19 protein-coding genes and 3 pseudogenes are annotated in these 26,286 nt (G+C 37.7%); 12 read left to right on the top strand and 10 right to left on the bottom strand.

The annotated features are described in order from the left end of the window. Window positions 1–9: 9 nt before the first annotated feature. Together ASG38_RS15495 and ASG38_RS15490 are read right to left on the bottom strand one after the other, a co-directional pair. Window positions 10–2,346: an ATP-dependent helicase gene (locus ASG38_RS15495; RefSeq protein WP_056073156.1), complete on the bottom strand. Its 2,337-nt coding sequence runs from the start codon at window positions 2,344–2,346 to the stop codon at window positions 10–12. A 108-nt stretch (window positions 2,347–2,454) separates the two neighbouring features. Then, window positions 2,455–3,789, bottom strand: a complete 1,335-nt coding sequence (locus ASG38_RS15490; protein ID WP_162239711.1) for a peptide-N-glycosidase F-related protein — start codon at window positions 3,787–3,789, stop codon at window positions 2,455–2,457. 225 nt (window positions 3,790–4,014) lie between these two features. Here ASG38_RS15490 and ASG38_RS15485 point away from each other — a divergent pair, with 225 nt between their 5' ends. Further along, entirely contained in the window at window positions 4,015–4,536 is a 522-nt protein-coding gene (locus ASG38_RS15485) for a hypothetical protein (RefSeq protein ID WP_056073153.1), read from the top strand. Window positions 4,537–4,569: 33 nt separating this feature from the next. Here ASG38_RS15485 and ASG38_RS15480 read toward each other — a convergent pair whose 3' ends face one another. Together ASG38_RS15480 and ASG38_RS15475 are read right to left on the bottom strand one after the other, a co-directional pair. After that, window positions 4,570–5,472, bottom strand: a complete 903-nt coding sequence (locus ASG38_RS15480) for a patatin family protein (protein WP_056073150.1) — start codon at window positions 5,470–5,472, stop codon at window positions 4,570–4,572. 65 nt (window positions 5,473–5,537) lie between these two features. Continuing rightward, window positions 5,538–7,607, bottom strand: coding sequence for a M1 family metallopeptidase (locus tag ASG38_RS15475; RefSeq protein ID WP_056073147.1), 2,070 nt, complete (start codon window positions 7,605–7,607; stop codon window positions 5,538–5,540). 126 nt (window positions 7,608–7,733) lie between these two features. Between ASG38_RS15475 and ASG38_RS15470 the strand changes: the two genes are divergently transcribed. Then, entirely contained in the window at window positions 7,734–8,237 is a 504-nt protein-coding gene (locus ASG38_RS15470) for a hypothetical protein (RefSeq protein ID WP_056073142.1), read from the top strand. A gap of 4 nt (window positions 8,238–8,241) precedes the next feature. Then, a complete protein-coding gene (locus tag ASG38_RS15465) occupies window positions 8,242–8,928 on the top strand; it encodes an aspartyl/asparaginyl beta-hydroxylase domain-containing protein (protein WP_056073139.1) in 687 nt (228 codons plus the stop codon). Between the two features lie 118 nt (window positions 8,929–9,046). Here the strand turns inward: ASG38_RS15465 and ASG38_RS15460 are convergent, their stop codons facing one another. After that, the gene (locus ASG38_RS15460; RefSeq protein ID WP_056073137.1) at window positions 9,047–10,741 is read right to left on the bottom strand and encodes a carbamoyltransferase C-terminal domain-containing protein; all 1,695 of its coding nucleotides are present in this window, start codon (window positions 10,739–10,741) and stop codon (window positions 9,047–9,049) included. Between the two features lie 157 nt (window positions 10,742–10,898). On the opposite strand from ASG38_RS15460, the gene recG reads away from it, so the two are divergent. Then, window positions 10,899–13,004 (top strand): ATP-dependent DNA helicase RecG, encoded by a 2,106-nt coding sequence (gene recG, locus ASG38_RS15455; protein WP_056073134.1) that lies wholly within the window; start codon window positions 10,899–10,901, stop codon window positions 13,002–13,004. A 22-nt stretch (window positions 13,005–13,026) separates the two neighbouring features. Then, window positions 13,027–13,893, top strand: coding sequence for a bestrophin family protein (locus ASG38_RS15450; RefSeq protein ID WP_056073131.1), 867 nt, complete (start codon window positions 13,027–13,029; stop codon window positions 13,891–13,893). Window positions 13,894–14,288: 395 nt separating this feature from the next. Here ASG38_RS15450 and ASG38_RS15445 read toward each other — a convergent pair whose 3' ends face one another. Further along, window positions 14,289–16,232 carry a KUP/HAK/KT family potassium transporter gene (locus ASG38_RS15445; protein WP_056073127.1) on the bottom strand — a complete coding sequence of 648 codons (1,944 nt, stop codon included), beginning with the start codon at window positions 16,230–16,232 and terminating at the stop codon, window positions 14,289–14,291. Window positions 16,233–16,470: 238 nt separating this feature from the next. Here ASG38_RS15445 and pheT point away from each other — a divergent pair, with 238 nt between their 5' ends. From pheT to ASG38_RS15425, 3 genes and pseudogenes are all read left to right on the top strand, one after another. After that, on the top strand, window positions 16,471–18,894 hold the full coding sequence (pheT, locus tag ASG38_RS15435; RefSeq protein ID WP_056073122.1) for a phenylalanine--tRNA ligase subunit beta: 2,424 nt from the start codon (window positions 16,471–16,473) through the stop codon (window positions 18,892–18,894). Between the two features lie 277 nt (window positions 18,895–19,171). Next, window positions 19,172–20,422 (top strand): annotated as a pseudogene (locus tag ASG38_RS15430) (site-specific integrase). A gap of 84 nt (window positions 20,423–20,506) precedes the next feature. Beyond that, window positions 20,507–21,298 (top strand): hypothetical protein, encoded by a 792-nt coding sequence (locus ASG38_RS15425; RefSeq protein WP_056073119.1) that lies wholly within the window; start codon window positions 20,507–20,509, stop codon window positions 21,296–21,298. A 77-nt stretch (window positions 21,299–21,375) separates the two neighbouring features. Here the strand turns inward: ASG38_RS15425 and ASG38_RS15420 are convergent, their stop codons facing one another. The 4 genes from ASG38_RS15420 to ASG38_RS15405 form a co-directional block, all read right to left on the bottom strand. Then, window positions 21,376–21,657, bottom strand: coding sequence for a helix-turn-helix domain-containing protein (locus tag ASG38_RS15420; protein WP_056073115.1), 282 nt, complete (start codon window positions 21,655–21,657; stop codon window positions 21,376–21,378). Beyond that, window positions 21,654–21,950 (bottom strand): helix-turn-helix domain-containing protein, encoded by a 297-nt coding sequence (locus tag ASG38_RS15415; protein WP_056073112.1) that lies wholly within the window; start codon window positions 21,948–21,950, stop codon window positions 21,654–21,656. The genes ASG38_RS15420 and ASG38_RS15415 overlap by 4 nt, the downstream gene beginning before the upstream one ends. Before the next feature lie 36 nt (window positions 21,951–21,986). Continuing rightward, entirely contained in the window at window positions 21,987–22,385 is a 399-nt protein-coding gene (locus ASG38_RS15410; RefSeq protein ID WP_235498610.1) for a hypothetical protein, read from the bottom strand. A 511-nt stretch (window positions 22,386–22,896) separates the two neighbouring features. Then, complete coding sequence (locus tag ASG38_RS15405) at window positions 22,897–23,340, bottom strand: DUF3408 domain-containing protein (RefSeq protein ID WP_056073109.1); 444 nt, start codon at window positions 23,338–23,340, stop codon at window positions 22,897–22,899. A gap of 535 nt (window positions 23,341–23,875) precedes the next feature. Between ASG38_RS15405 and mobA the strand changes: the two are divergent. The 4 genes and pseudogenes from mobA to ASG38_RS18340 all read left to right on the top strand — a co-directional run. Further along, a pseudogene (gene mobA / locus ASG38_RS15400) lies at window positions 23,876–24,310 on the top strand (conjugal transfer protein MobA). A 4-nt stretch (window positions 24,311–24,314) separates the two neighbouring features. Continuing rightward, window positions 24,315–25,577 (top strand): conjugal transfer protein MobB, encoded by a 1,263-nt coding sequence (mobB, locus tag ASG38_RS15395; protein ID WP_056073106.1) that lies wholly within the window; start codon window positions 24,315–24,317, stop codon window positions 25,575–25,577. 126 nt (window positions 25,578–25,703) lie between these two features. After that, window positions 25,704–25,922: a helix-turn-helix domain-containing protein gene (locus tag ASG38_RS15390; RefSeq protein ID WP_056073103.1), complete on the top strand. Its 219-nt coding sequence runs from the start codon at window positions 25,704–25,706 to the stop codon at window positions 25,920–25,922. A 15-nt stretch (window positions 25,923–25,937) separates the two neighbouring features. Then, window positions 25,938–26,286, top strand: a pseudogene (locus ASG38_RS18340) (DNA (cytosine-5-)-methyltransferase); the annotation flags it as partial.

Below are 26,286 nucleotides of genomic sequence, written 5' to 3'. Positions count from 1 at the left end.
TATTTAAAGTTACGACAATATGTCAAGTCTTGCAAAACGAAGCAATAATTTCTTAATGCCTCCTACTTCAAATTTGATTTCTGCTTTTTTGTCTGCTCCGGCACCTTCAATATTCAGCACCTGCCCTCTTCCAAAACGTTCGTGCATCACAATATTGCCAACATTCAATTTAGTATCTGATGCTGAACTACCTGAACTTGTTGGCGGATTAGAAGCAACAGGTTTTAACTTTCGAATATTCAGATTAGGTGAAGGTTCGTCATCATCGTATCTTTTTGGTGGTGTGCCATTAACTGGTTTTGACAACCTCAGCTTTGATTTGTCTACATCACCGAAAATATCCATGTCAATCATCGGCTTGTAACGATAATTGCTTTCTGTAGGGGTTAGATATTCTAAATATTCGCCCGTAATTTCATCTATAAATCGTGATGGTTCAGAATCCATTAATTTTCCCCAGCGATAACGTGACTGGGCATAGGTCAGGTAAGCCTGGTGTTCTGCTCTGGTAAGTGCCACATAAAAAAGTCTTCTTTCTTCTTCCAATTCGCTTCGTGTGCTGACACTCATCGCACTCGGAAACAGGTCTTCTTCCATTCCCACAATAAAAACATACGGGAATTCAAGTCCTTTCGCCAGGTGAATGGTCATTAAGGCTACACGGTCATCATCTCCCGTATCTTTATCCAAATCAGTTGCAAGGGCAACATCTTCCAAAAACTCAGACAATGCTCCTCTTGCCCCGTCAACTTCTTTCTGACCTTCAATAAAATCTTTGATACCATTCAGCAATTCTTCAATATTTTCAAGCCTTGCAATACCTTCCGGCGTACCATCTTTCTTCAGTTCCTGAATCAGTCCGGTCTTTTTGGTTACATGTTCCGCCAGATAAAAGGCATCATGGTTCTGGTCGATAACCTGAAAGCTCTTAATCATTGTGACAAAATCCTGTATCCTTGACTTCGTTCCCGAATTCAATTTAAGATCGATTTTGTCGATATGCTCCATTACTTCAAAAATAGAACGCTTGTAATGATTTGCCGCTATTGTCAGTTTTTCAACAGTTGTATCGCCTATTCCCCTGGCCGGATAATTAATTACACGTACCAATGCCTCTTCGTCCTTAGGATTGATAACCAACCTAAGGTAGCAAAGTACGTCCTTGATTTCCTTTCTTTGATAGAATGACAGCCCTCCATAAATCCTGTAAGGAATATCACGTTTTCTGAGAGCATCTTCCATAGCACGTGACTGCGCATTCGTACGGTACAAAATGGCAAACTGCCCGTTCATCATTTGAAGCTGCATCTTTTTTTCAAAAATCTCACTGGCAACAAATCTTCCTTCTTCACCATCTGTAAGGCTTCGGTGTACTTTTATCCTTGGTCCGTCAGCATTGGCAGTCCAAACCACCTTATCCAGTTTTGTTTTGTTCTTGTCAATAATAGAATTCGCCGCTTCTACAATATTTTTTGAGGAACGGTAATTCTGTTCCAAACGGTAGGTTTTCACACCATCATAATCCTTCTGGAAATTTAGGATATTGTTAATATTGGCTCCGCGGAAAGCATAAATACTCTGTGCATCGTCTCCAACAACACAAATATTCTGGAACCTATCTGATAAGGCACGTACAATCAAATATTGAGAATGGTTGGTATCCTGATACTCATCCACCAGAATATAACGAAAACGATCCTGGTATTTTGCCAGAACATCCGGAAAACGAGTCAACAATTCATTCGTTTTCAACAGCAGGTCGTCAAAATCCATAGCACCGGCTTTAAAACAACGGTCTACATAATTTTGATAGATTTCACCCAGACGCGGTTTTTTTGACATGGCATCCTGCTCCTGCAATTCCGGATTATTAAAATAAGCCTTGACAGTTATCAAGCTGTTTTTATAAGATGAAATCCGTCCCAATACCTGTTTTGGCTTGTAAACATCTTTATCCAATTGCATTTCCTTGATAATGGCACCTATTAACCTTACGGAATCCTGAGAATCGTAAATTGTAAAGTTAGAAGGATAACCAAGCTTGTCCGCTTCTGAACGTAAAATTCTTGCAAAAACAGAGTGGAAAGTTCCCATCCAAAGATTCTTTGCTTCACTTGATCCAACAATATCGGCAATACGCTTTTTCATTTCACGTGCTGCCTTGTTCGTAAACGTGAGGGCCAGGATATTAAAAGCATCAACACCCTGATGCATCAGATATGCAATACGAATGGTCAATACTCTTGTCTTCCCAGAACCTGCTCCTGCAATAATAATCATTGGCCCGTCTTTCTGAAGGACAGGCGCCTGTTGAGCTTCATTAAGCTGGCTTATATAATGCTGCATTTTTATTCTTTTTCTCTTGCAAAAATACGCATTTAGATTGTAGAAAAATAATTGGATTTTGGAAGAAGAACAGCAGATTATATCCCAATAATAATTATTCCGTTTTGTCTATAGTTTTACGATTTTTTGAGTGGCAATTTCGTTATTCATAAATTCTATCCGAACAAGATAAGTACCTTGAGCAGCCTTTGACAGATCGATCATTTTACCGGTTCCTTTCAAAATTTCTTGTCCCAAAAGGCTAAAAACAGCATAGCCCTTCACCTCCTGATTCGTTTCTATTGCCACCACATTTCTTGTCGGATTTGGCAAGAGGCTATAAACATTGGACTCAAACTTTTTTATATCAAGAGCCTGTCCTGTTCCCTGCAGGTATAACGAAACGGGGAAGTAACCTTCGCCTCCTATAAAAACAGCATCCGGTACTTCAATCTTAAAAGAATGCTGTCCGGCATTCAGATTACCTACAGAAATCTCCCTGATTGGAATAACAGAACCCGGACACCAATTGCTAAATGACTGCCATTGCTCTGGTGTTTTTGGTGCAGCTCCATAAATGCCATTACCTTGTGTATTATAAATTCTATAAGGCTCACAAGTAGGTTCTCCGGGACGGTAAGTCAATACCGGAGTGCCGTCAAATGTGATATAATGCAATCTTCTATTGTATTCCTCTCCTCCGCTGTTAGCACCATGATTTGAAGTTATCAGATAAAATTTTGCATCTGTGATAGAATTAGGAAGGTTAAAATTTATTGTCCTAACAGTCTGACCTACAACATCGGTCGCATTTTCATTATAATTATTCAAATTCTTTTTGAAATTCAACGGAAGTAAAAAAGCAGGCAGCGAAGTTGTTGATGCGCCTTCTGAAATAAGCTTTAAGGTTCCAAAAAACACATCATTCCTCCCGGAACATCCGGCAACCTGAGTATTTGCAGCATAAGGAACTCCAAAAACTTCCAGTTCCATCCAAAAATCATAAGACGCATTTAAACCTGTATCATTTAATATTTGTGACAGATTATCTACAGTAAAAGTATACGGAACTTCGTCTGGTTGCCTGTTTTTATTCATAAAAGGTGTGATAAACCTACCTAATTCTATTCGTCTTACGTTATCAGGATTATAACTCACCAATCCTTTTGGAGCCAATACCAGATTCACATTTCCTATACGGTCATAATTATCACATGCCGCCTTAATTGTTATCTCAATAGTCATGGAAGATCCATAAGGCATCTGTAATCCTCCATTAATTCTTTTGGCGTACAAATCATTTCTATGTCGAATAACACCATCGGGAGTCGGAAAATTTACGACTGCGGCATATCCGTCATAAAATAAAATCTCATCAAAAACAGTAAGTACATTTTGGGCTTGAACTTTTATTTCGGACAACATCAATAATCCGAAAGTTAAAAACAGTAGCGTTTTTTTCATAAATTAATTTATTTTAAATTCAAGTTATATTATTTAATGTAAAAATATAAATATTTAAAATAAAAACAATTTTATAACAATTTAAAAATTAAACACTAATTAACTTGACTCTACGTTACCAAACTATACACTATCAACTATACACTATCAACTATACACTATCAACTAATAAATAAATTGACTATACTTAATTTATTCTATTTTTGCATTCATTAAATAAATTCTATGGACACAACTAAAATAATTGAGCTGTTAAGCTATACATTACCTGCAGTAATAACAGGAGGCGTAGCTTTTTACTTTTTTAAACTACACACAAAAAACGAAGAAGGACGCCGCAGATATTTAATACAAAGAGATGCGCAAAAAAGTGCCCTTCCAATCCGATTACAGGCTTATGAAAGAATGGCCCTGTTTTTAGAAAGAATCAATCCATCCAACCTGTTAATTCGTATTGCACCAAATTCAAGTGACAAAATGGACTACCAAAATCTGGTTGTCATGCATATTGAAAATGAATTTGAACACAATCTTACGCAACAAATCTATCTGTCAGACGAGTGCTGGACTATCATCACAACTGCAAAAAATGCCACAATCCAGATGATTCGAAAAGCAGCTTTAAATCCTGAAGTCGATACTGCCAATAAATTACGGGAAGCGGTGTTAAATGAATTGCTGGAAAAACAATCCCCTAGCAACAATGCGTTAGCCTATATAAAAGACGAAGTCGGCGGACTTTGGTAAAAATAAAAAAAGCCTCAAAATTTGAGGCTTTTTTCATATCTGGATCTGGCTCATAGTCTCGCTCTTGTTTTTAGCGTATTCATAGCCCTGATGCCACCAATCGTGCATCAACTTTTTATTAAACACCAATGGATTATCTGTCAATTTAGTGGGCGTATAATAAAAATTGAGCTTGACATTTTTAGCAGCTGCAGCCAACCTTCCAATAATAATATCTTTCCGTTCTACCTGATCAATAATTGTCCCGAACAAATCAATAGTGAGTGAGAATGGATTTTTTCCAATAACTTTTTCTGACGTATTCTGTTCTGTTTCCAATACGATGACATCTATTTCAGTTGCACCACGATTAATTGCTTCCTGTATTGGGATAACATTAGAAATTCCACCATCGGCATATTCAAACCGGTTTTTAGTGACAAGACTCATAAATGGAATATAATTACAGGAAATCCAAATCCAATCGCAAAAATCTTCGTAACAGCATTCTAATATGGATTTATACTCCACACAGTTTTTAGTGATATTGGTAACGGCCACAACAATTTCTTTTGAAGAATTTTGTAATTGATCATATTCTTCCTTGGATAGATTGTCTTCAATATAATTTTTCAGGTTCTTGCTTTCACCAAAAGTGCGTTTGCCTTTCATAAACTGCATAATAACATTAAAGTGATTAATTGTAATCACTTCTTGGTTTTTTTTATGCTTAACGATGAAAGGATTAACACTGAAAATTTTATTCATGTCAATATTTGTACACAACTTAAATATTTTGTCTACTCTATTTAAAGCCAAATGCGGAATCAAAAGACTTCCTGCTGACGACCCTATAAATAAATCATAATCAATATTTTTTTCTTTCATGAGATATTGGGCCACGCCACCAGCAAATGCCCCTTTGCTTCCTCCACCCGAAATGACTAATGCTCGCATAAATTCTTTAATGTTTTCTCTAAAAATAATGTTATTCTGTCAAATTGAGACGAACTTTAACAATCCTATGAATTTAACAATTTTTCCAGAATAGTTTTCTCATTATCCTGCAATGATGGCAGAAGTTCTAAATAGTACAATCTGTAGCGTTCTTTTTTGGCCAGTTCCCGTATTTTATCTCTTGCAAATTTGGAAAACTGCCATTTGTGATGGGTCAGCGGATTGACAAGCGCTTTTAAAACATTTGTGTCATTCCCATTTATATACAAAAGATTGGTTATGGCATTCTGTCGAATTGAACTCTCATAATCAGGTGAAGTATAATCTAAGAGTTCATCATAATAAGCAGGTTTGTGTTCAGGCTCAAAATCTTTTGTTGCCAGGGCCATTGTGAGCCATAGGATTCTAAGATTTTTATCATTCATGCCAGTCCAGTTACGGGATTTGTCAAGATATTTGGCACGGTCATCCGGAAACTGTGACCATAAAACATTTAAGGCAATTTCTTTTGTCACATACGATTTATCATCCAAAAAAGTTTCAAAATCAGGCCTGAATGATTCCGGAAACTGGTTGAGTGTTTTTGCTACAGCCTGCCTTACTTTAATATTGTTTGACTGCATGGCCTGTCTGATAATAGGTTCCTTTTCAGAAAAATCTACAGATTGTAACTGAAAAAGTATTTCTTCCTTTACCGGATAATAGACATCAGATACTATTGTTTCCGCAAAGACCTGCTGTTTCTCTGCCAAAGGCTTTTCTGCCATTGAAAGTACATTTAAGTATTGTTCAATGAATTTATTTTTCTTCAATATTCCTAAAGCTTCTGCTACTTCAAATCCGGATTGTTCAAGCCAAACCTGTTGGAATCTCCTGGTATCATAATTAGAAACAGCATTAATTTCTGCCAAAAAATTAGCCGTGCTGACATTTTTAAACGCATATTTTTCAAGGTATTTTTTAACGGCCTTGTTAAAGTTTTTTGCGCCTATATTTTCTCTTAGTATATGCAAGGCCCAGGCTCCTTTTTGATAGAATGTCAGCGAACTTGCTTTTTCATTTAGCAGCGGAATCGTATCAGTTTTTGAGGCCTGTTGGAGCCTTTCAGCGATTTCATAAAGCTGCCAGTTAAAATGATCTTCTCCAAACAGCTCTCTTTCTGCCAGTAGGGCATAATAGGTTGCAAATCCTTCCTGCAGCCAATGATGCTTTCCTGAAGTGGCCGTAATTAAGTCTCCAAACCATTGATGGGCCAGTTCGTGGGCATTTACGTTAATATAATTCCTATCATTATAACCTATTTCGTCCACCACATAATCCTCAGAAAAAATAGTGGCTGTCGTATTTTCCATTCCTCCATACAAAAAATCTCTTACAGGAACCTGACGGTAAATTCCCCATGGATATCTGACTCCTATTTCTTTTTCAAGAAAGTCAAAAATAGCCTTGTTGTATCTGTAGGTATATTCAAATTTTGAAGCATCTTCTTTAGAAAGGTACATTTCCAAAGGCGTACCGGAAGCTGCCGTTTCGGTTTGTTTTGCAAATTTTCCAATAGCAAGCATGACCAGATAGGAACTCATGGGCTTTTCCATCTGGTACTCCCATTGTTTTTCATTTCCTTTATCCGACACACTTTTTAATTTTCCATTAGACAAGACTTCAAAATCTTTGTCGTATGAAATACTCAATCCAAAGACGACTTTTTCATTTACATCGTCAAAACTCGGTAGCCAATGGCTGGTATATTTCCCTTGTCCCTGTGTCCATATTTGAAGGTGTTCCTTCTCTCCTATAAAATACAGTGTCTGCTTAGGAATGGCCTCATACCCAAACGTCAGCGTATTTTTCCCTTTCTTAAAGCCTTTGTAGAGCTGCAATTCTTTACCTGAATTTTTAAATTCCGTAACGGCATTGTTAACCTTCAGATTTGAAAAAGCCATATTCCTGGCATCAATACGGATGGTGTCAATGGCTGAAAGTACTTCAAAGGTATAGGTCACTTGTCCCGATATTTTTTTATGGGATGCATCTAAAGCAAGCGTAGCATTTAAGGTTTTAAAATCAACCTTTTGGAACTGCTGTGAAAAAAGACAAGAAGGAACAAGAAGGAAAGTATATAATAATCGTCTCATTTTAAAAATATCTTGATTTCAAAGTTACGAAGGTTTCAGAAACAATTGCTGTTCCTTTCTGAAGAACTTTTTTGATTCGGATTGCGATGGATTTGCTATATTGTATCGCGAAAACCTATCATAATTATGGTTGATAAAAATCCTGATTTGCAAAAAACGGTTCGATTTCTGGAGGGAATTGGTATACCGGTTACTGAAAAAAAACTGAATGACAGTACTTTCCTTCCCGGATTGGCTTTGGGTCCCGGAGTTATTTATGTGGATTATGAAAAGCTAAAATATCCCGGCGACCTGTTACACGAAGCAGGGCATCTGGCCGTTACAACTCCGGCAGAAAGAAATGTTGCAGGAACGGAACAAATGGCCCCGGAATGGCCCACACAGGGAGAAGAAATTGCGGCCATGCTTTGGTCATATGCCGCTGTAAAACATATAGAACTACCTGTAGAATTTGTATTTCATCCTAATGGCTATAAGGATAATTCTGAGTGGCTGATTTCTAATTTCGACAGTGAGAATTATATCGGATTGCCATTGCTGGAATGGGCAGGTTTGGCTTATGGAAAAGAACGTGCTCTAAAAGAAGGAAAGCAGGCTTTTCCTGTAATGACAAAATGGTTAAGAGAATAGCACCATGGAAAATTTAGTACGCTCCATAAAATTCCCATTGTTTTTTGATACCGAAAGGCTTAAAAACGACCTTAGTAAAATTATTGATAAAAATTGGACGGCCCATTATAATGCCAGGGATTATACAGGCGAATGGACTTCCATAGCCCTAATGTCTGAAAGTGGGAAATCAGACCAGATTTATGCCTCGCCCGTTTCTGAAAAACTGGTACCTACCGAAATTTTAAATTCATGTACCTATTTCCAGGAAATCCTTGATAGTTTACTATTTGAAAAAACAGCTGTCCGTTTATTACGACTGGCTGTTGGTGCCGAAGTGAAACCACACAGTGACAACTGCCTTGGTTATGAAGATGGCTGTTTCAGAATGCATATCCCGGTAATTACCAACAGCGAAGTCGAATTTATTTTGGATGGAAACCGGTTAATGATGAATGAAGGCGAATGCTGGTATATTGACGCTAATTTTACGCATTCTGTTGCCAATCGTGGCAATGAAGACCGTATTCATTTGGTTATTGACGGGTTAAGAAATGCATGGACGGACGAATTATTTTTCAAAGAAGCCAAACCTGACAGATTTATAAAACCGGAAGCCACCATAAGTGACGAACAAAAAAGACTGATGATAGCCGAACTGCAACGCATGAATACACCTGCCGCCTTAGAACTATTAAAAACTCTGGAATAAGCTAACAGAAAGAAAGAAAGAAAGAAAGAAAGAAAGAAAGAACTATCCCACTTCTCCATCTTTGCGACTCTGTGCCTTTGCGAGAGAAAATTGCAAAGGCGCAGAGCAGCTAAGCTAATTATTTTTCAACCACCGTATTTTCCACAACTAGCACATCAAGGTCTGTTATTCCAAACAAATAGAGTGCTTCTTCCGGTGTTTCAACTATAGGCATCCCTTTCTTATTCAGGCTGGTATTAAGCAAAACGGCAATACCTGTCTTCTTATAAAAGGCTTCTATGAGCTTGGCAAACCTGGGATTCCAGCTTTCTTCTACGGTTTGTACCCGGGCGGAACCGTCTTCATGCGTGACATTTTTTAATTCTTTATAATATATTTCACGCGTTCTGTCAACCAGAATCATATACGGACTATAACGTGCCGATTCAAAATATTCACCAACTTTAGATTTCAATACGGCCGGTGCAAAAGGACGAAAATCTTCCCGAAACTTAATATCCAGATTAATATGGTCTTTCATTTTTTCAATACCGGGATGTGCCAGAATACTCCTCCTTCCTAAAGCTCTTGGCCCAAACTCTGAACCGGATTGAAACCAGGCTATGGTTTTTCCTTCTTTTAGTTTTGCTGCGCAATAATCCAACAACTCCTCTTCATTGGTTATTCTTTTCGGGACATATTTTTTGTTTTCTTCTTTTTGGAATGCAGCATCAATTTCTGCTTCAGAATACGGCCTCCCAAAACAGGTGCTGCCATCATGAGGCATTTTTGGCATTTTCAGATATTCCAACCAGCCATAATAAGCACATCCTAAAGCCAAACCATTATCTCCGGCAGCAGGCTCAAAATAAATTTCGCGGACAATTCCGGAATCCTGCAGTTTTGCATTGGCCACGGCATTAAGTGCTACACCTCCGGTATAGCAAAGATTGGAATGGGGAAACTTTTCCAACCGGTTATGGATGCACTGCAATACAGCCTTTTCTACCTGTTCCTGTGCCCAGCGTGCAATGTTGGCATAGTATTCAAAATGTTCTTTAAAATATTCATATCCGGTTGACGGATTATCAAATTTTTTCTTCCAATCTTCCTTAACAAATAAATTTCCCGATTGAAATTCAAAAGCCTCAAAATCATATATGCCGGATTTCCCATACGGAGCCAATCCCATCAACTTGCCCACATCATCCATATCGCCAAAAACATAATTGCTTACGGACGCATAAAAACCACCAATAGAGTGTTGGGTCGTAGGTAGTGAAAAGTTGCCGGATTGATTCGACATTACACTGAAATCCTTGACTAAAGGCACTAACTTTTGTCCGTCAAAATGATAAAAGCTATCTTTTTCACAAAGCATCCTTACCTCATTTAAATATTCAGGAGCAATCTGTTTCTCCTGCTCGGGATGCAACTTTAAAAACTGCTCAAGTGGGCTTCCACAACCATCAATTACCATCACATTGCATTCCGAAAAAGGAGAAGTTCCTACTGCGCTGTAGGCATGGGCTAAATGATGAGAAATATCTATAATCTCGATTTTTTCATGACCTGAAAAAATCCGCTCTCCTTTAAAATAATTCCGGTTCGGGATGTCAAAATTGGCACATTGAACCACAAGAGCAAGGTCATCTAGTCCTATTCCTTCAGCATCCAGACAATATTGTATCGCCAGCGTGTCATTACCTCCATCATGCTTTTTGCGGCTCAAACGTTCTTTTTCGATACCTACACAAACACGCCCGTCTTTGAGTAAAACTGCCGAACCGTTATGTGAAAGACCTGTTCCCAGGATATATATAGGTTTTGCCATAATTTTGATTCCTATTTCTAAATTTCAAATATATCATTTTCTTTAGCCAAAATCTTACTTTTATAAATCAAAACCGCAATTGAGGAATCTGTTTTCCAATCAAAATACCATTTTATAGTTTTCAATTAATGGCTTATATTCGTGTTTTCATATAGCAATGCAAAACAATTTATTAGAAACCCCTATTGAATACCTAAAAGGCGTCGGGCCAGCCCGCGGCGAATTGCTTCGCAAAGAATTAGGCATTCACAAATATGGAGACCTGATAAATTTATTCCCAAACCGATATATTGACCGCACACGTTATTACAAAATAAATGAACTGCAGAATACCAATGCTGAAGTCCAGATCATTGGAAAGATTATCCACATCAAAACCGTTGAGCAAAAAAAAGGAAAACGCCTTGTGGCTACTTTTGTTGACGAAACGGGAGAAATGGAACTGGTTTGGTTTCAGGGGCAAAAATGGATACGTGAAAATTTAAAGCTGAATACCATATATGTTATTTTTGGGAAATGCACTTCCTTCAATGGCCAATTCAATATGGCGCATCCCGAAATGGAATTGCTTGCAGAACATGAGCAGAACCTTCGTTCAGCCATGCAACCCGTTTATCCTTCTACGGAGAAACTGACCCAAAGAGGAATTTCAAACCGCACGATTAACAAAATCATGCAACAACTTTTTATTGAAACGCAAGCCGCTTTTAAGGAGCCACTGCCTGATTATCTTCTGGAAGAATTAAAACTGATTCCAAAAAATGCTGCGCTGTTCAACATCCATTTCCCTAAAAGCCCTGACTTACTAGCCAAAGCACAATTCCGGTTAAAATTTGAAGAATTGTTTTTTATACAACTGCAGCTCATTACAAAAAATCTGATTCGAAAGAACAAAATCAAAGGGCATCCTTTTGAAAAAGTAGGCGTCTATTTTAATGATTTCTACAACAATCATTTGCCTTTTGACCTGACTAATGCTCAAAAAAGAGTGCTGAAAGAAATCCGGAACGATATGGGAAATCCTGCACAGATGAACCGTTTGCTGCAAGGTGACGTGGGTTCCGGAAAAACTATTGTGGCTTTAATGAGCATGTTATTGGCACTCGACAATGGGTTTCAGGCCTGTCTTATGGCACCTACAGAAATTCTGGCAAACCAACATTTTAACGGATTGGTAGAATTGGCTAAACCTTTGAATATAAATATAAAATTACTAACAGGTTCCACTAAAACTTCAGATAGAAAAATCATTCATGAAGAACTGGAAAATGGCAGTCTGCATATCCTTATTGGCACCCATGCCCTATTAGAAGACAAAGTGAAATTCCATAATTTAGGTCTTGCTATTATTGACGAGCAGCATCGTTTTGGAGTAGAACAACGTTCCAAACTTTGGAAAAAGAACGAAATTCCTCCTCACGTTCTGGTCATGACAGCAACACCAATTCCAAGAACATTAGCCATGAGTTTATATGGCGACCTTGATATTTCTGTAATTGATGAACTCCCACCGGGAAGAAAACCCATTCAAACCGTACACCGTTATGACTCCAGCCGATTAAAAGTCTGGAAATTCATCCGGGACGAAATAGAAAAAGGAAGGCAGATTTATATCGTTTATCCCCTGATTCAGGAATCTGAAAGCATGGATTATAAAGACCTTATGGATGGTTACGAAAGTATTTCAAGAGATTTTCCTTTGCCAAAATACAGTGTGAGCATTGTACACGGAAAAATGAAACCGGCCGATAAGGACTCCGAAATGCAACGCTTTTCGCAAGGCAAAACTAATATTATGGTAGCCACAACCGTTATTGAAGTCGGGGTGAATGTCCCAAACGCCAGTGTCATGATTATTGAAAGTGCCGAACGCTTTGGCTTGTCACAATTGCATCAGCTTCGCGGACGCGTAGGTCGTGGTGCGGAACAAAGCTATTGCATACTGATGACAGGACACAAATTAAGCAATGACAGTAAAATTCGCATGGAAACGATGACGAAAACCAATGACGGATTTGAAATAGCCGAAGTTGATTTAAAACTTCGTGGTCCGGGCGATATTATGGGAACCCAGCAAAGCGGTGTATTGAACCTGCAAATAGCTGATTTGGTAAAAGACCGGGAAATCCTGCAATTGGCCAGACATTGTGCCGTTAAGTTATTAAAAGACGATGCACCAATGGTAAAACCGGAACATCAGAACCTGCGTCAGGCTTTTATCGAAATGTCAAAAAAGAAGAATATTTGGAACTATATCAGTTAAGAACCCTTAAACCTCAAAATACATGATTTCATACAACCCTAAAGAATGGCTTTCGTTTATCTTCTACTTTCATAAGGGCGATACTTTCCGGAAGCTTTTCTGGATAATGATTCTTATCGCCCTCTATTCAGCCGGAATTGCCTATCTGGAATTGGAGTACTGGAAGCTGTCTGCCAATAGCCTTGTGAAAAACATAACGGTAATGCACAACATGCTCGGGTTTGTCATTTCCCTTTTGTTGGTGTTCCGAACCAATACCGCTTATGACCGCTGGTGGGAAGGTAGAAAAATGTGGGGCGCATTGGTTAACAACAGCCGTAATCTGGCTATAAAGCTGTCCGTAATGCTGACGGATAAAGAAGACAAAGAGTTCTTCAAGAAAATCATCCCTGCCTATGCTTCTGTACTGAATCTGCATTTAAAGATGGAAAGTATCAGTCATGAACTTTTTGACGATAAAACCTTATCACAAGACCACTACAAGCACAAGCCTAACCAAATAGCCAAAACAATGATACAGCGCATCAACGACATGTATAAAGACGGAAAAATTACCGGCGACCAGCTCATTGTCCTGAATGCCGAAATACAATCTTTTACTGATATCTGTGGTGCTTGCGAACGAATCAAAAACACTCCTATTCCCTATTCCTACAGTGCCTTTATTAAAAAATTCATCTTTACGTATGTACTTACATTACCTTTTGGCTATGTTTTCCAATTGGGCTACTATGTCATTCCTGTAGTTGTTTTTATCTTTTATGTACTGGCGAGTTTGGAGCTTATTGCAGAAGAAATTGAAGACCCTTTCGGAAATGACCCGAATGACCTGCCAACACAGAAGATTTCTGAAAACATTCAAAAAAATGTAGAGGAATTGATTTATTAATAGCTCGTTTAAGTGATTATTGCCACTATTGCGACTCCGGATCTTTGTGTAAAAATGTTGCTCGCAAAGGCGCAGTGTCGCAAAGAAAGTAATTGAAGTGAATATTCTTTTTTATCTTCTTTTTGATGATAACTCTTTAAATCTGTGTCATCCTTTTAATCTGCGGCTAAAAGTTACTAAGCAGTTAAGGATCCCGTAGCACTAAGCTTATGTGATTTTGGGTAAAAGAGAAAGTTGTTAAAGCAGACCTCTTAAATCCAGTGCCAACATTTAATATGTAACTGAAATAAAAATTTATAATCCAAAAGCTTTTTAGATTCAGGCATAAAGTTCTGGTTTATTAGCATAAAAAAGCCGAAGCAATGCTTCGACTTTTTTATTTATTTCTATCAAGATTAATCAACCCTTGTCAGGCAAATTTCTCTAGGAGCCGTAATCAATAACGGGAACGACTCAATGGTCACGGAACTGGAATCGAGACCAAATGCTTTCTCTTCTGAAAGTCCCATTTTCTTCAGGATGTTATAGCAGTCCAAAATCCATTTTTCATAGAACGGCAAATCGTTGTCATAAGAAATAAATTTCTCTATCAATATAAACCTAAAGTCGCCAATGATATTGTTTTTATTTAACGAAGCATAACGGCTGGTTACGTCTACTTCCTTATTTTTTACCATGTCCTCTACTACCTTTTTAAACATCAGACTGATTCTTGGTGCCACACGGAAACCAAGCCTGAAATCAATACGAATTACATCATCGTGAATAAATTCATTGACACGATATTCCATTGTATACGGTTCATCAACAACATGAACATGGACAAACCAATAAATATCGGCACGTTTTGGCTGTTTGTTCAAAATCGAATACATGATTTTTGATTCAATTTCAGTCCTGTGGTCAGCGCTTGTCAGATAAACCAGGTTCGTAGCATATTTTGGCACGCTCAAATCTTTGCTCAAATCTTCCAGAACCGGCAGGTAATCTGACAACTTAACAAACACCAGGTAGCGGTTTCTGATTTTTCTGGCAAAGTACCAGACAAACATCGTTGCCATAAGCATCATTGCAATAAGCAATGTGATATAACCTCCATCTGAGAATTTATGAAGATTGGCAATCAGGAATGAAATTTCTATAACGGCATAGGTCGTAATCAATACCGCAATAAAAATCTTATTGTATCTTTTTAGAATGAGGTAGTAATTCAAAAGTGAAGTTGTCATTAGCATCGTCATTACGATAGCCAGACCATAAGCGGCCTCCATCCCTGAAGACTCCTTAAAATATAAAACTACCAAAACGCAGCCTATCCATAACATCCAATTTAATGAAGGAATATATAACTGTCCTTTTAGTTCTGTAGGATATTTGATTTTTACTTTTGGCCAGAAATTCAAACGAATGGCTTCGTTAATCAATGTAAACGAACCGCTAATCATAGCCTGGCTGGCAACAACAGCAGCCAAAGTCGCAATTCCAATTCCGAAAGGCAGAAACCAATCCGGCATAATGGCATAAAACGGATTCGTTACTCCGGCCTCTTTCAGGGTTTTCCCTTCATGTGAAATCAGCCATGCTCCCTGTCCGAAATAATTGAGCAAAAGCATACTTTTTACAAAAATCCAGCTTACACGAATGTTTTCTTTTCCGCAATGTCCTAAATCAGAATACAAGGCTTCTGCTCCTGTTGTACATAAAAACACAGCACCTAAAATCAGGAATCCCTGCTTATGATTCATCAAAAGTTCATAAGCATGATAAGGGTTAAAAGCCGAAAGGACATTGATGTTTGTACTCAATTGGATTCCTCCCAGAATTCCGAGCATTGAGAACCAGGTAAACATAATTGGTCCGAAAAATTTACCAATAAGTTTGGTTCCGAATTGCTGTAAACCGAAAAGAATGGTAATAATAGCAATAACAATAGGAATAGTAGGGATGTCGGGATTGATTACCCTAAGACCTTCAATTGCCGAAGAAACTGAAATCGGAGGTGTAATAATTCCATCGGCCAAAAGCGTACTTCCTCCGATAATAGCCGGAAAAAGCAGCCACTTTACTTTCGTTTTTCTGATTAAGGTATATAAGGAAAAAATTCCACCCTCACCCTTGTTATCGGCACGGAGTGTTATAATTACATATTTTACGGTAGTCTGTAATGTCAGTGTCCAAAATATGGCGGAAATGGCACCTACGATATCTCTGGAATTAATGGGATCGCTCCCAACTATCGCATTTAAAACGTACAACGGAGAAGTTCCGATGTCACCAAAAATAATCCCTAAAGTAACTAATAATCCGGCAGCAGATAATTTGTGAATATGTTTTCCCACGGAAAGTCAATTTAAAAGAGACAAAATTACAAATAATTACCATATCCAAATTAAAATCAGGCAGGTATTATTTTAACAAAATTTTTAGAAGTCTGAAACATTGTATTTTCCTGTCCGATATTGTTCGGTTTCCAATAATTTTAAGACATTTTTCTTTAATTTAGAAGCCTTAAAATTCTTTGAAAAATCAAAAAAACCTATCTTTGCATCCTTACAAAAAATAATACCAAAAACAACAATGAAAATTTCATATAACTGGCTTAAGCAATTTATCAAAACAGATTTAAAATCTGATGAGACCGCATCACTCCTAACCGATTTGGGATTGGAAGTAGAAGGTATTGAAAAATACCAGTCTGTAAAAGGCGGTTTGGAAGGTATTGTTGTGGGCCATGTCCTGACGTGCGTTCAGCATCCCAATGCCGACCGTCTGAAAGTAACTACGGTAGACCTTGGAACCGGTAGCCCGGTGCAGATTGTTTGCGGCGCATCCAATGTAGCTGCCGGACAAAAAGTGCCTGTAGCTACTATAGGAACTACACTATATGACAAGGATGGAAATTCATTCCAGATTAAAAAGGGAAAAATCAGAGACCAGGAAAGCCACGGTATGATTTGCGCAGAAGATGAATTAGGCCTGGGAACGAGTCATGACGGAATTATGATTCTTGATGACAAATATGCTCCGGGAACACCGGCATCAAAAGTTTTCAGTATTGAAAATGACGAAGTATTTGAAATAGGGCTGACTCCTAACCGAGCCGATGCAATGAGCCATCTTGGAGTAGCCAGAGATTTAAGAGCCGGTATGCTCCAGACCAATGCACATACTGAACTGATTACGCCTTCTGTCAGCAACTTCAGGGTTGACAAAAGGACGTTAAAGATGGATATCAAAGTTGAAGATGCAAAACTGGCACCAAGATATTGTGGTGTGACAATTTCCGGAATCGTCGTAAAACAATCACCGGAATGGCTGCAAAACCGACTAAAGGCTATTGGACTGACTCCAAAAAATAATATCGTGGATGTTACCAATTATGTAATGCATGAATTGGGACAGCCTTTGCATGCTTTTGATGCTGCCAAAATAAAGGGTAATAAGGTAATCGTAAAAACAGTAGCTGCCGGAACAAAATTCACAACTCTTGATGATGTAGAAAGAACACTTCATGAAGAAGACCTGATGATTTGTGATGAAAATGGACCAATGTGTATAGCAGGGGTTTTTGGCGGTAAAAACTCAGGGGTTTCAGAAAACACAACTTCTATTTTCCTGGAAAGTGCATACTTCAATCCGGTTTGTATCAGAAAATCTGCCAAAAGACACGGATTGAATACCGATGCTTCTTTCCGTTTTGAAAGAGGTATTGACCCAACCATTACCGAATATGCGTTAAAGCGTGCGGCATTATTAATTCAGGAAGTAGCCGGAGGCGAAATTACTTCTGACATTATTGATATCTATCCAAAAAAGATCGAAGATTTCCCTGTGTTCCTGAATTTTGCAAAAGCAACAAAAATTATCGGGCAGGAAATATCTAAAGAAACCATCAAGAAGATTTTGGTTTCGCTTGACATAAAAGTAAACAGCGTATCGGATGCGGGATTAGGTCTGATTATACCTTCCTATCGCGTTGACGTGCAACGTGAAATTGACGTGATTGAAGAAATACTAAGAGTTTACGGTTATAATAATATCAACTTCACTAAAAAATTCAACGCTACCGTTTCCAATGCGGCAAGAACAGAAGATTACAAGGTGCAGAATATTATCGCTACCCAATTGAATTCACAGGGATTCAATGAAATGATGGCCAATTCGCTTACTTCACCGGAATATGTAAAACTATCTGAAATGCTTCGCGAAGAATTCAACGTATTAATCATGAATCCGTTGAGCAATGATTTGTCTGCAATGAGACAGTCGTTACTATTCTCCGGATTAGAAGCTGTTTCTTATAATATTAACCGAAAAAATTCAGACTTAAAATTGTTTGAATTCGGGAAATCATACCACAAACTACCTTCCGGATATACCGAAAACAAACACCTTACCCTGTTTACAACCGGAAATCGTTTGGGAGAAAGCTGGAATACGCCTCAAAAACCTTCGGATTTCTTCTTATTCAAAGGTTATGTAATGGGAATCCTGTCAAGGCTGGGGATTGAAAAAACAAATAACAAACCGGTTGAATCTGACGTATTTGCAGAAGGAATTGCCATTGCTGTTGGAAACGATATCATTGTGGAGTTAGGAACAGTAAAAAAATCGGTTCTTAAACATTTTGACATCAAGCAGGAAGTTTTGTTTGCCGACTTTAACTGGAATTCGATCTTGAAATTGATTTCAAACAAAATTAAGTTTACCGATATTCCTAAATATCCTGAGGTAAGGAGAGATTTGGCGCTTTTGGTTGACCAGAATGTAGCATTTGATTCCATTTACACTGTTGCGCGCCAGACTGAAAAATCTTTACTCAAAGACATCAATCTGTTTGACGTATATGAAGGCAAAAACCTTCCTGAAGGTAAAAAATCCTATGCCGTTAGCTTTATTATTCAGGATAGTTCAAAAACCCTTACAGATGCCCAAATTGACAAGATTATGGGCAAATTAAAGAACAATCTCGAAACAGAGCTTGGAGCTGTTCTTCGTTAAGACTTACTTTATAAAATAAATTTTCAGTAAAAACACATCAAAGATTAATAACAGGGAAAACGATTGTAAATAAAGGCTTTACAATCGTTTTTTGATTTTTTAGTAATGAGGTAAAAAGCAGAGAAAAGCGAGGTTTGGCAAAAGTAAGGTTACTAAAACGTTACTTTTGAAAACAAAAACCAACACATGTAAAATACTGTATTTCAGCTTTCTGCATAGTTTTTCGTATTGTCCCGTAGCTCACATAGGTTTAATTTTATCATTAAGAATTGTGAGTATGGAAACGACAAAAAAATCAACGTTTAAGGTATTGTTCTACCTTAAAAAGAATGCCCCGAAGAAAAACGGAAAGGTTACAATTATGTGTAGGATTACCGTAAACTGCAAGCAGTCTGCATTCAGTACCAAGTTGGATATTTCCGCAACAAATTGGGATTTGAAATACGGTAGGGTTTTATGAAAGAGCCGAGAAGCCCAAGACACTAACAGCAAACTTGACAAAATCCGTTTGGGTATTGAGGAATGCTATTCCAAAATTCTGAAGAATGAGGGAGCTGTAAACAGTACCAAACTTAAGAATGCCTTTCTCGGAATGGAAAGCGAAGAACTGACCTTTTTCAAATTCTACGAACAGTTCCTTTCTGACTATGAGAAAAAGGTCAATAATGGACTTCGGGTGAATGGTACACGCAGTAAGTACAAAACACTTTTGAAACACCTACGAAATTTTGCACTTACAAAATACGGTTACTCTGATTTATCATTCAATGACCTTACTTCAGATTTTGTGCAGGACTTTGATTATTACCTGCGTGACGACAAAAGCTTGACACACAACACCATTTGGCTGTATATGATTGGATTTACCACGCTTTGCCGATTGGCAATGAGTAGAAAGCACCTTGCTTTTAATCCGTTCAGCGAATACAAGAATACCAAAAAGGACAAAGACAGAGGTTATCTGTTACGAAGCGAGTTGGAACAGCTTGTAACATTCAACTGCGAGAAAAAGAAAGACGAATTGGTTAAAGATTTGTTTGTTTTCAGTTGCTTCACGGGGCTATCCTATTCCGATATGAAAGGGCTAAGAAACAGTAATATCCAAGATTTCTTTGACGGTAACCAGTGGATTATTATACGCAGGAAGAAAACAGCTACATCATCAAATGTGATGTTGTTGGATATTCCTAAAATGATTATCGAAAAATATGCAGGATTTTCAAAGGACGGCAAAGTATTTCCTGTACCCTCAAATACTGTTTGTAATGACAGCTTAAAAAGAATATCTCAATTGATTGAAAGCCTTAAAGAAAAGAAGGTAACCTTTCATTTAGCACGTCATACTTTTGCCACATTGTTTTTGAGTGAGGGCGTTCCTTTGGAAAGCTTAAGCAAAATGCTAGGGCATAAAAACATTGCCACCACACAGATTTATGCCAAGATACTTAATGAGAAAGTTGGAAAGGATATGCAAAAGGTATCGCATAAATTTAAAGGAATGGAACAGTCTTTTGTTTCGCAATTATAAAACTAATGAAGTGATTAAAGAAAGCCAATGCAAAAAACTGCATTGGCTTTTTTGTATTTTTGAAGTCAATAAAACATATAAAATATGATTGAACAATTTTCACAAAAGGTGCAAGAAGAATTAAAATATTATGTTTATATTTTGATAGACCCAAGAGATAATAAAATATTCTACGTTGGAAAAGGTTATGGAAATCGTGTTTTTTTTCATATTAATGAAGCTATATTCAACCCAAGCGGAACTGAAAAATTAGAGATTATAAGAGCTATTAAATTAGAAAATCTAAAAGTAAAACACTTTATAGTTAGACACGGATTAGAAGAAAATGAAGCACTAATAGTTGAATCTGTTTTAATTGATTTTTTAACTTTTAAGGATTTTGCGGAGATTGCGAAAATTTCAAATATTGTTGCAGGACATTATTCATTTAATCAAGGAATAAAAACTGTTAATGAGTGTGAAATACTTTACAATTGTGAAGTATTAAAAAATGAAGATATTAAGCATAATATTTTAGTAATCAATATAAACAAAACATACGATAATAAACGAAAAAAGAAAAGTGATAACCCAATTTATGACAGACCAAATATTTATGAAGCAACTAGAGGTTGGTGGGTATTAGACAAAAACAGAGCAGAAAATTCAGATTTTGTTTTAGCCGAGTATAAAGGCGTAATAAGAGCGATATTTAAGCCTAAAAAATGGGTTCAAGATATTGAAAATAGAGGTGTAAAAAGATGGGGATTTGAAGGTTCAGAAGTTACTGTAAAAGAAATTCTTGATATATATCTGAATAAAGAAGTTCCTAAAATTAGAGGAATGGCAAATCCAATTCGTTATTTTGAAAAAACACCCACAACTACAGGGTATTAGGCAAAACACGGCCCACCGCTTAAAGTAGTGGGCTGTTTCTTTAATTGACTGATACGGTTACAATTTCAAACAATCGGCTAACGCTGATAACCATTTTCCAACACCTTGATAATATCACTTTCACGGAAAAGTATTTTCCGTTCGAGTTTGATAAACGGTATCAGTCCGTCATCTCTGTACTGTTGCAACGTCCGTTTGCTGATATGCAACATCTCGCAGACCTGTTCGCCTGTCAGGTAGATTTCCCCCTGCAACAGAGGGTGGAAATATTCCCTGATATACAGCAGTTCGTTTTTGATACCTACCACAGCTTCGAGTAGGGCAAGCATATCCTCGTTTGAATTTCCAATCTGTTTCATTTCTTTTGCTTTTTTAATGGTCGCTCTCCCTGCATCAGTAATTCCACTTCGGATAATCTGAAATACGTTTTCCGATTGATTTGCGTTGCCCCAAGAATACCCTTTGCCCTGTACGTTTGTAACGTGCGTTTACTAATATTCAGCAGTTGGCAGGCTTCCTGTTGGTCGAGCCATTTCGTTGCCTGTTGCAATGCCTTGTAGGGTGCAGTCATTTCCGCAATCAGGTTGGAAACTTCCTTTACTTCCTTGTGCAATACTTTCAAAATCTGAATGTCTAAAACTGTTATTTCCATATTCCAATCAATTTAGACTTCAAATGTATAAGGTACTTATAAAGGGCGTTCCAATGTTGCAGTCAGAGGTAGCATTTGGCGTTCAGTTGCCGAATACTGTACTACAATCCCAATTTTGGTTTGTTGTTTTTCGGGCGAGCTTGTTGCGTTTTGATTGTTGTCAGCGTTTTTGTAATCCGAACGGACAACCGTTTTTGTCGCACCTATTACGCTTTCGGGTTCGGCAGGTTGTTTTGGCGGTTCAGTAGGTTTGCCCCCGAACAGCTTGCCCCAATTTAATAAGCCTTTTGCTTCCTTGAATTGGCGTTTAAAGTTGGCGATGAAATTGGAAATCGGGTCGCCGTGCTTATCAACCTGTATCAAAGGGTTATGCTCTTTTTTCTTGATTTGCTCTTTCTCTTTCCGTTCTTTGTCGGTTGTTGCTTTTTGTGCCATAGGTTCAAAATTTTTGCCCAATATAGAACACAAGGGAATGTTTTGTTTTCCTTTGGCGTTTAGTGGGATTATTTGGCTTGTGTTGGCACAATATGAATGCAAAGCAATCCTCAAAACACTTTAAATTTTCCTCGCAAAGCCCTCACACATTTAAAAAGTTTTGTGCGGATAATGGAAAAGCATACCAAAAACACCCTATCCTTAGTCCCTAAATGTTTTTAGTAAGCTTTCTTTGATTGGAATGGATTAAAAAAAGAACAAAAAGGTAGCAAAGCTAAGGCGGACAGCCATCGCACCACTCAACCAAAAGACTACGGCATAATGGCAGGGCAAATATGGTGGCTTCGCCGAGTTGTAGTGTTTGCCCTGCCACCCTTCGGGACTAATTCCGTTTCCTTTTGGTTTTTCCCTTGTACGCCTTGTTAAAATGGCTTTCTTTTTTTTCTGTTTTTTTGTTTTGGAAAATAATTTTAAGAGGGAGCAACGCACCAAACCCGACACCGCACCACAATCAGAACAATGGTTTGTGCTTATCGTTGTAGATTTCGCTAATCAATTCCCCAAATTCCTGAAAATGGTATTCAATAATGTTGTCGAGATACGCATAAATCGTCAGCTTGTCAATGCCCATAATGCCCGTAAGCCTGTTAAACTTATCGTGGTACTCCTGCCGTACATAGACCGATTTTCCTTTGCTTGCCGTTGTGGTCGGAATTTTAAAAAACTGTTTGCAATAGTCCTCTGTGTTCAGCTTCTTTGGCATGGAGATACTTTTTTTCGTGGTCTTCGCTGACGGTTTGGCTATTTCCTCGTCTACTTCGGGTTTGGCAAAATCTTCCCGATGTGTTACTGCCTGTTGTTCCGTCAAAGGTTGTTTCTTTTCATCAGTTAGGAAATTTTCAATAGAGAAATCCTCTTTTTCGGGTTGCTGATTTTTGTTTTCTTCGTGTATCATATCTATTATTTTTAATATTATATCCAATTAGCTATCTGGTTAGTTGTATATACTGTTGTATCTATGTAACCAACTATTTACCTACGTACCTGCATACACTTAACTGGCTAGTTCATTAACTCAAAAAAATGTAATTAGCCCGCATTCATTCACGCAGATTTGCTATCGATTCTTTTGCCATTCAAATACTTAATTGAGGATATAACCAATCAACCTGCTAACCATATACAAAGAAAATAAAAGCAGTCCCAATCCGTATAGAGGTGGCACTATTTGGCATCCATTGGCTTTATTTGGCGTAATTGTAAATGACTGTTATTCAAATAGTCTTATCGAACTTTGTAATCGGAAGTCATGGATTTTCCCTGCTAACTCCAATCCGTTTGCAAAACGGAATTTCTGAACCCGTGTTCAGAGCAAGTTATCTCTTGAGGTCCTCGAAATAAATTTCCGCACCTCAAGAGCACTTGCCCTTGCAGGGGGCTGGAAACGGCTCCGAAGTCGCCCGTTTGTTTAAAAATTAAAATGGATTATTATGGAAGAGAAAAACAGAAAACAGATTAAGAAATCAGGAAGAAAACCAAAGATTGACCCAGCGGTTCATCGATATTCCATCAACCTGAACGCAGAGGACAATGCCAAATTTCTTGCCCTCTTTGACCAATCAGAAATGAAAGTAATTGCTCATTTTATTACCGCTTGCATCTTTTAGAAGACCGTAAAGACCGTAAAGATTGATATGGATGCCATCGAGTATCACGAAAAGTTGACCCGATTTTTTAGCCAGTTCCGAGCAATCGGAACAAATTACAATCAGATTGTGAAGATATTGTACCGCAATTTTTCAGAGAAAAAAGCAGGAACATATCTTTTTAGATTGGAAAAGGAAACCATAGAATTGATAAAAGTTACTAAAGAGCTTATCCTTTTGACACAGGAATTTGAAGATAAGTACCTGAAAAAAGAGTAAAGTTATGATTGCAAAAATCGGAAAGGGAAGCAATATGTACGGAGCGATTTTGTACAATCAACAAAAAGTGGATAAGGAAAACGGAGCGGTTTTATTGCTGAACAAGATACCCGATACGGTGGACGGTAAGTATTCCGTAGCCTATTTTAATAAATGCTTTGAGCCATATTTATCGGCAAACATCAAAACGGAAAAGACGGTACGGCATATATCGCTGAACCCAGATCCTAAGGATAAGGTCAGCAATGAACAGTTTACCGAAATGGCTCAGGAGTATATGGAGCGTATGGGCTACGGCAATCAACCTTACATAGTTTTCAAGCATACGGACATTGACCGCACACATATCCATATCGTTTCGACCTGCGTGGGCATTGACGGCAAGAAAATCCCCGATGATTACGACCATCCACGCTCAATGGCAATCTGTAGGGATTTGGAACATAAATATAATATGACAAAGGCAACTAAACAAGAGCAGAAACAAGCCAATAAAGTTTTCAAGCCTGTAAATTATAAAAATGGTGACATCAAGAGCCAAATTGCTTCGATAGTACGGCATCTGCCGAAGTATTATACCTTTTCAACTATGGGTAGCTACAATGCGTTACTTTCCCTTTTCAATATCACAGCAGAAGAAGTCAAAGGCGAGCGGAACGGTCAGACCGTAAACGGATTGGTGTATGTGGCATTGGATAAAAACGGCAACAAGGTTAGCAATCCGTTCAAAACATCAATTTTCGGAAAAGATGCAGGAGTAACAGAACTACAAAAGCACTTTGAACAGTCAAACGAGAAAATGAAAACCAACCCTGCAAGGTCTGTTCTGAAAAACACGGTGGAGCTTGCCATGCATAGCACAAGAAACGAGAGAGAATTTAGAAAACAATTGACCGAACAAGGTATTAATACCGTTGTCCGTAGGAACGACAATGGACGGATTTACGGTATAACATTTATTGACCACGAAAGCCGTAGCGTTTGGAACGGTTCACAATTAGACAGAAATTTGTCGGCAAATATGTTTAACGATTGGTGGAACAACGGCACTAAGCCCGAATTAAAAATACAGGACAGACCTGTTTCCAAAACGAATACAATGACCGATTTACCAACTAACAACCTTTTTGAGTTTCTTTCAAATGAGCATTCGTCTAATTCTGATTTGGGATTGTTCAGCCTGTTACCAGATGCACAGAGCGAGGACTACGAAGAAGAACAGTTTGCTAAACAAATGAAGAAAAAGAAGAAAGGAAGAAAACTGTAACATACTTTTCTATTTTCGTGTTTTAAAATACCTTAAACATTATCAGCTTATTATATTTTTTTATCTCAAAAAATGAGATATTAATGATATAAAGACTAAATTAGCCGACTGGAACTATTTAGAGTTATGAATAGAATTAAAGAAGTTTTGGAAGAAAAAGGTATCAAACAAAAATGGCTTGCCGAGCGACTTGGTAAGAGCTATAATATGGTAAATTCCTATACTCAAAATAGACAACAACCCAGATTGGAAATTCTATTTGAAATAGCAAAAATATTGGATGTTGAGCCTAAAGAATTATTGACAGAAATAAAAGTAAGTAAAACTCCCGCAAAACTTTCATAGATAGTAAAAATGAGAATGGAATTAGATTTAGTAGAAAAAATATCATTAGAGGAAATTAACGGCAAAACCTATAAAATAAGGTTAATTGAAAGCCTTGATTATGGGAAAGCATCGTTAACGCATTATTTACACAATAGTACCAATGGAGTCTCAAAATACTACAAAAAGAGTGCACATTTGTACTTAAAACATTTATTAGAGTTAAAATATCCAGAGATTGAAATCACTAATACTGTTGCGGAAAATGCTATGCAGTATTTGTTATTTAATTATAGAATTGAGGATATACCTTTTCCTTCTCCTGAACAACCCAAATTTAGATTTATTGATTTGTTTGCAGGAATTGGTGGATTCAGATTAGCCA

It is taken from the genome of Flavobacterium sp. Leaf359 (assembly GCF_001423985.1).
In the GTDB taxonomy this organism is placed as follows: domain Bacteria; phylum Bacteroidota; class Bacteroidia; order Flavobacteriales; family Flavobacteriaceae; genus Flavobacterium; species Flavobacterium lindanitolerans.
This window is presented reverse-complemented; position numbering and strand designations above follow the sequence as displayed.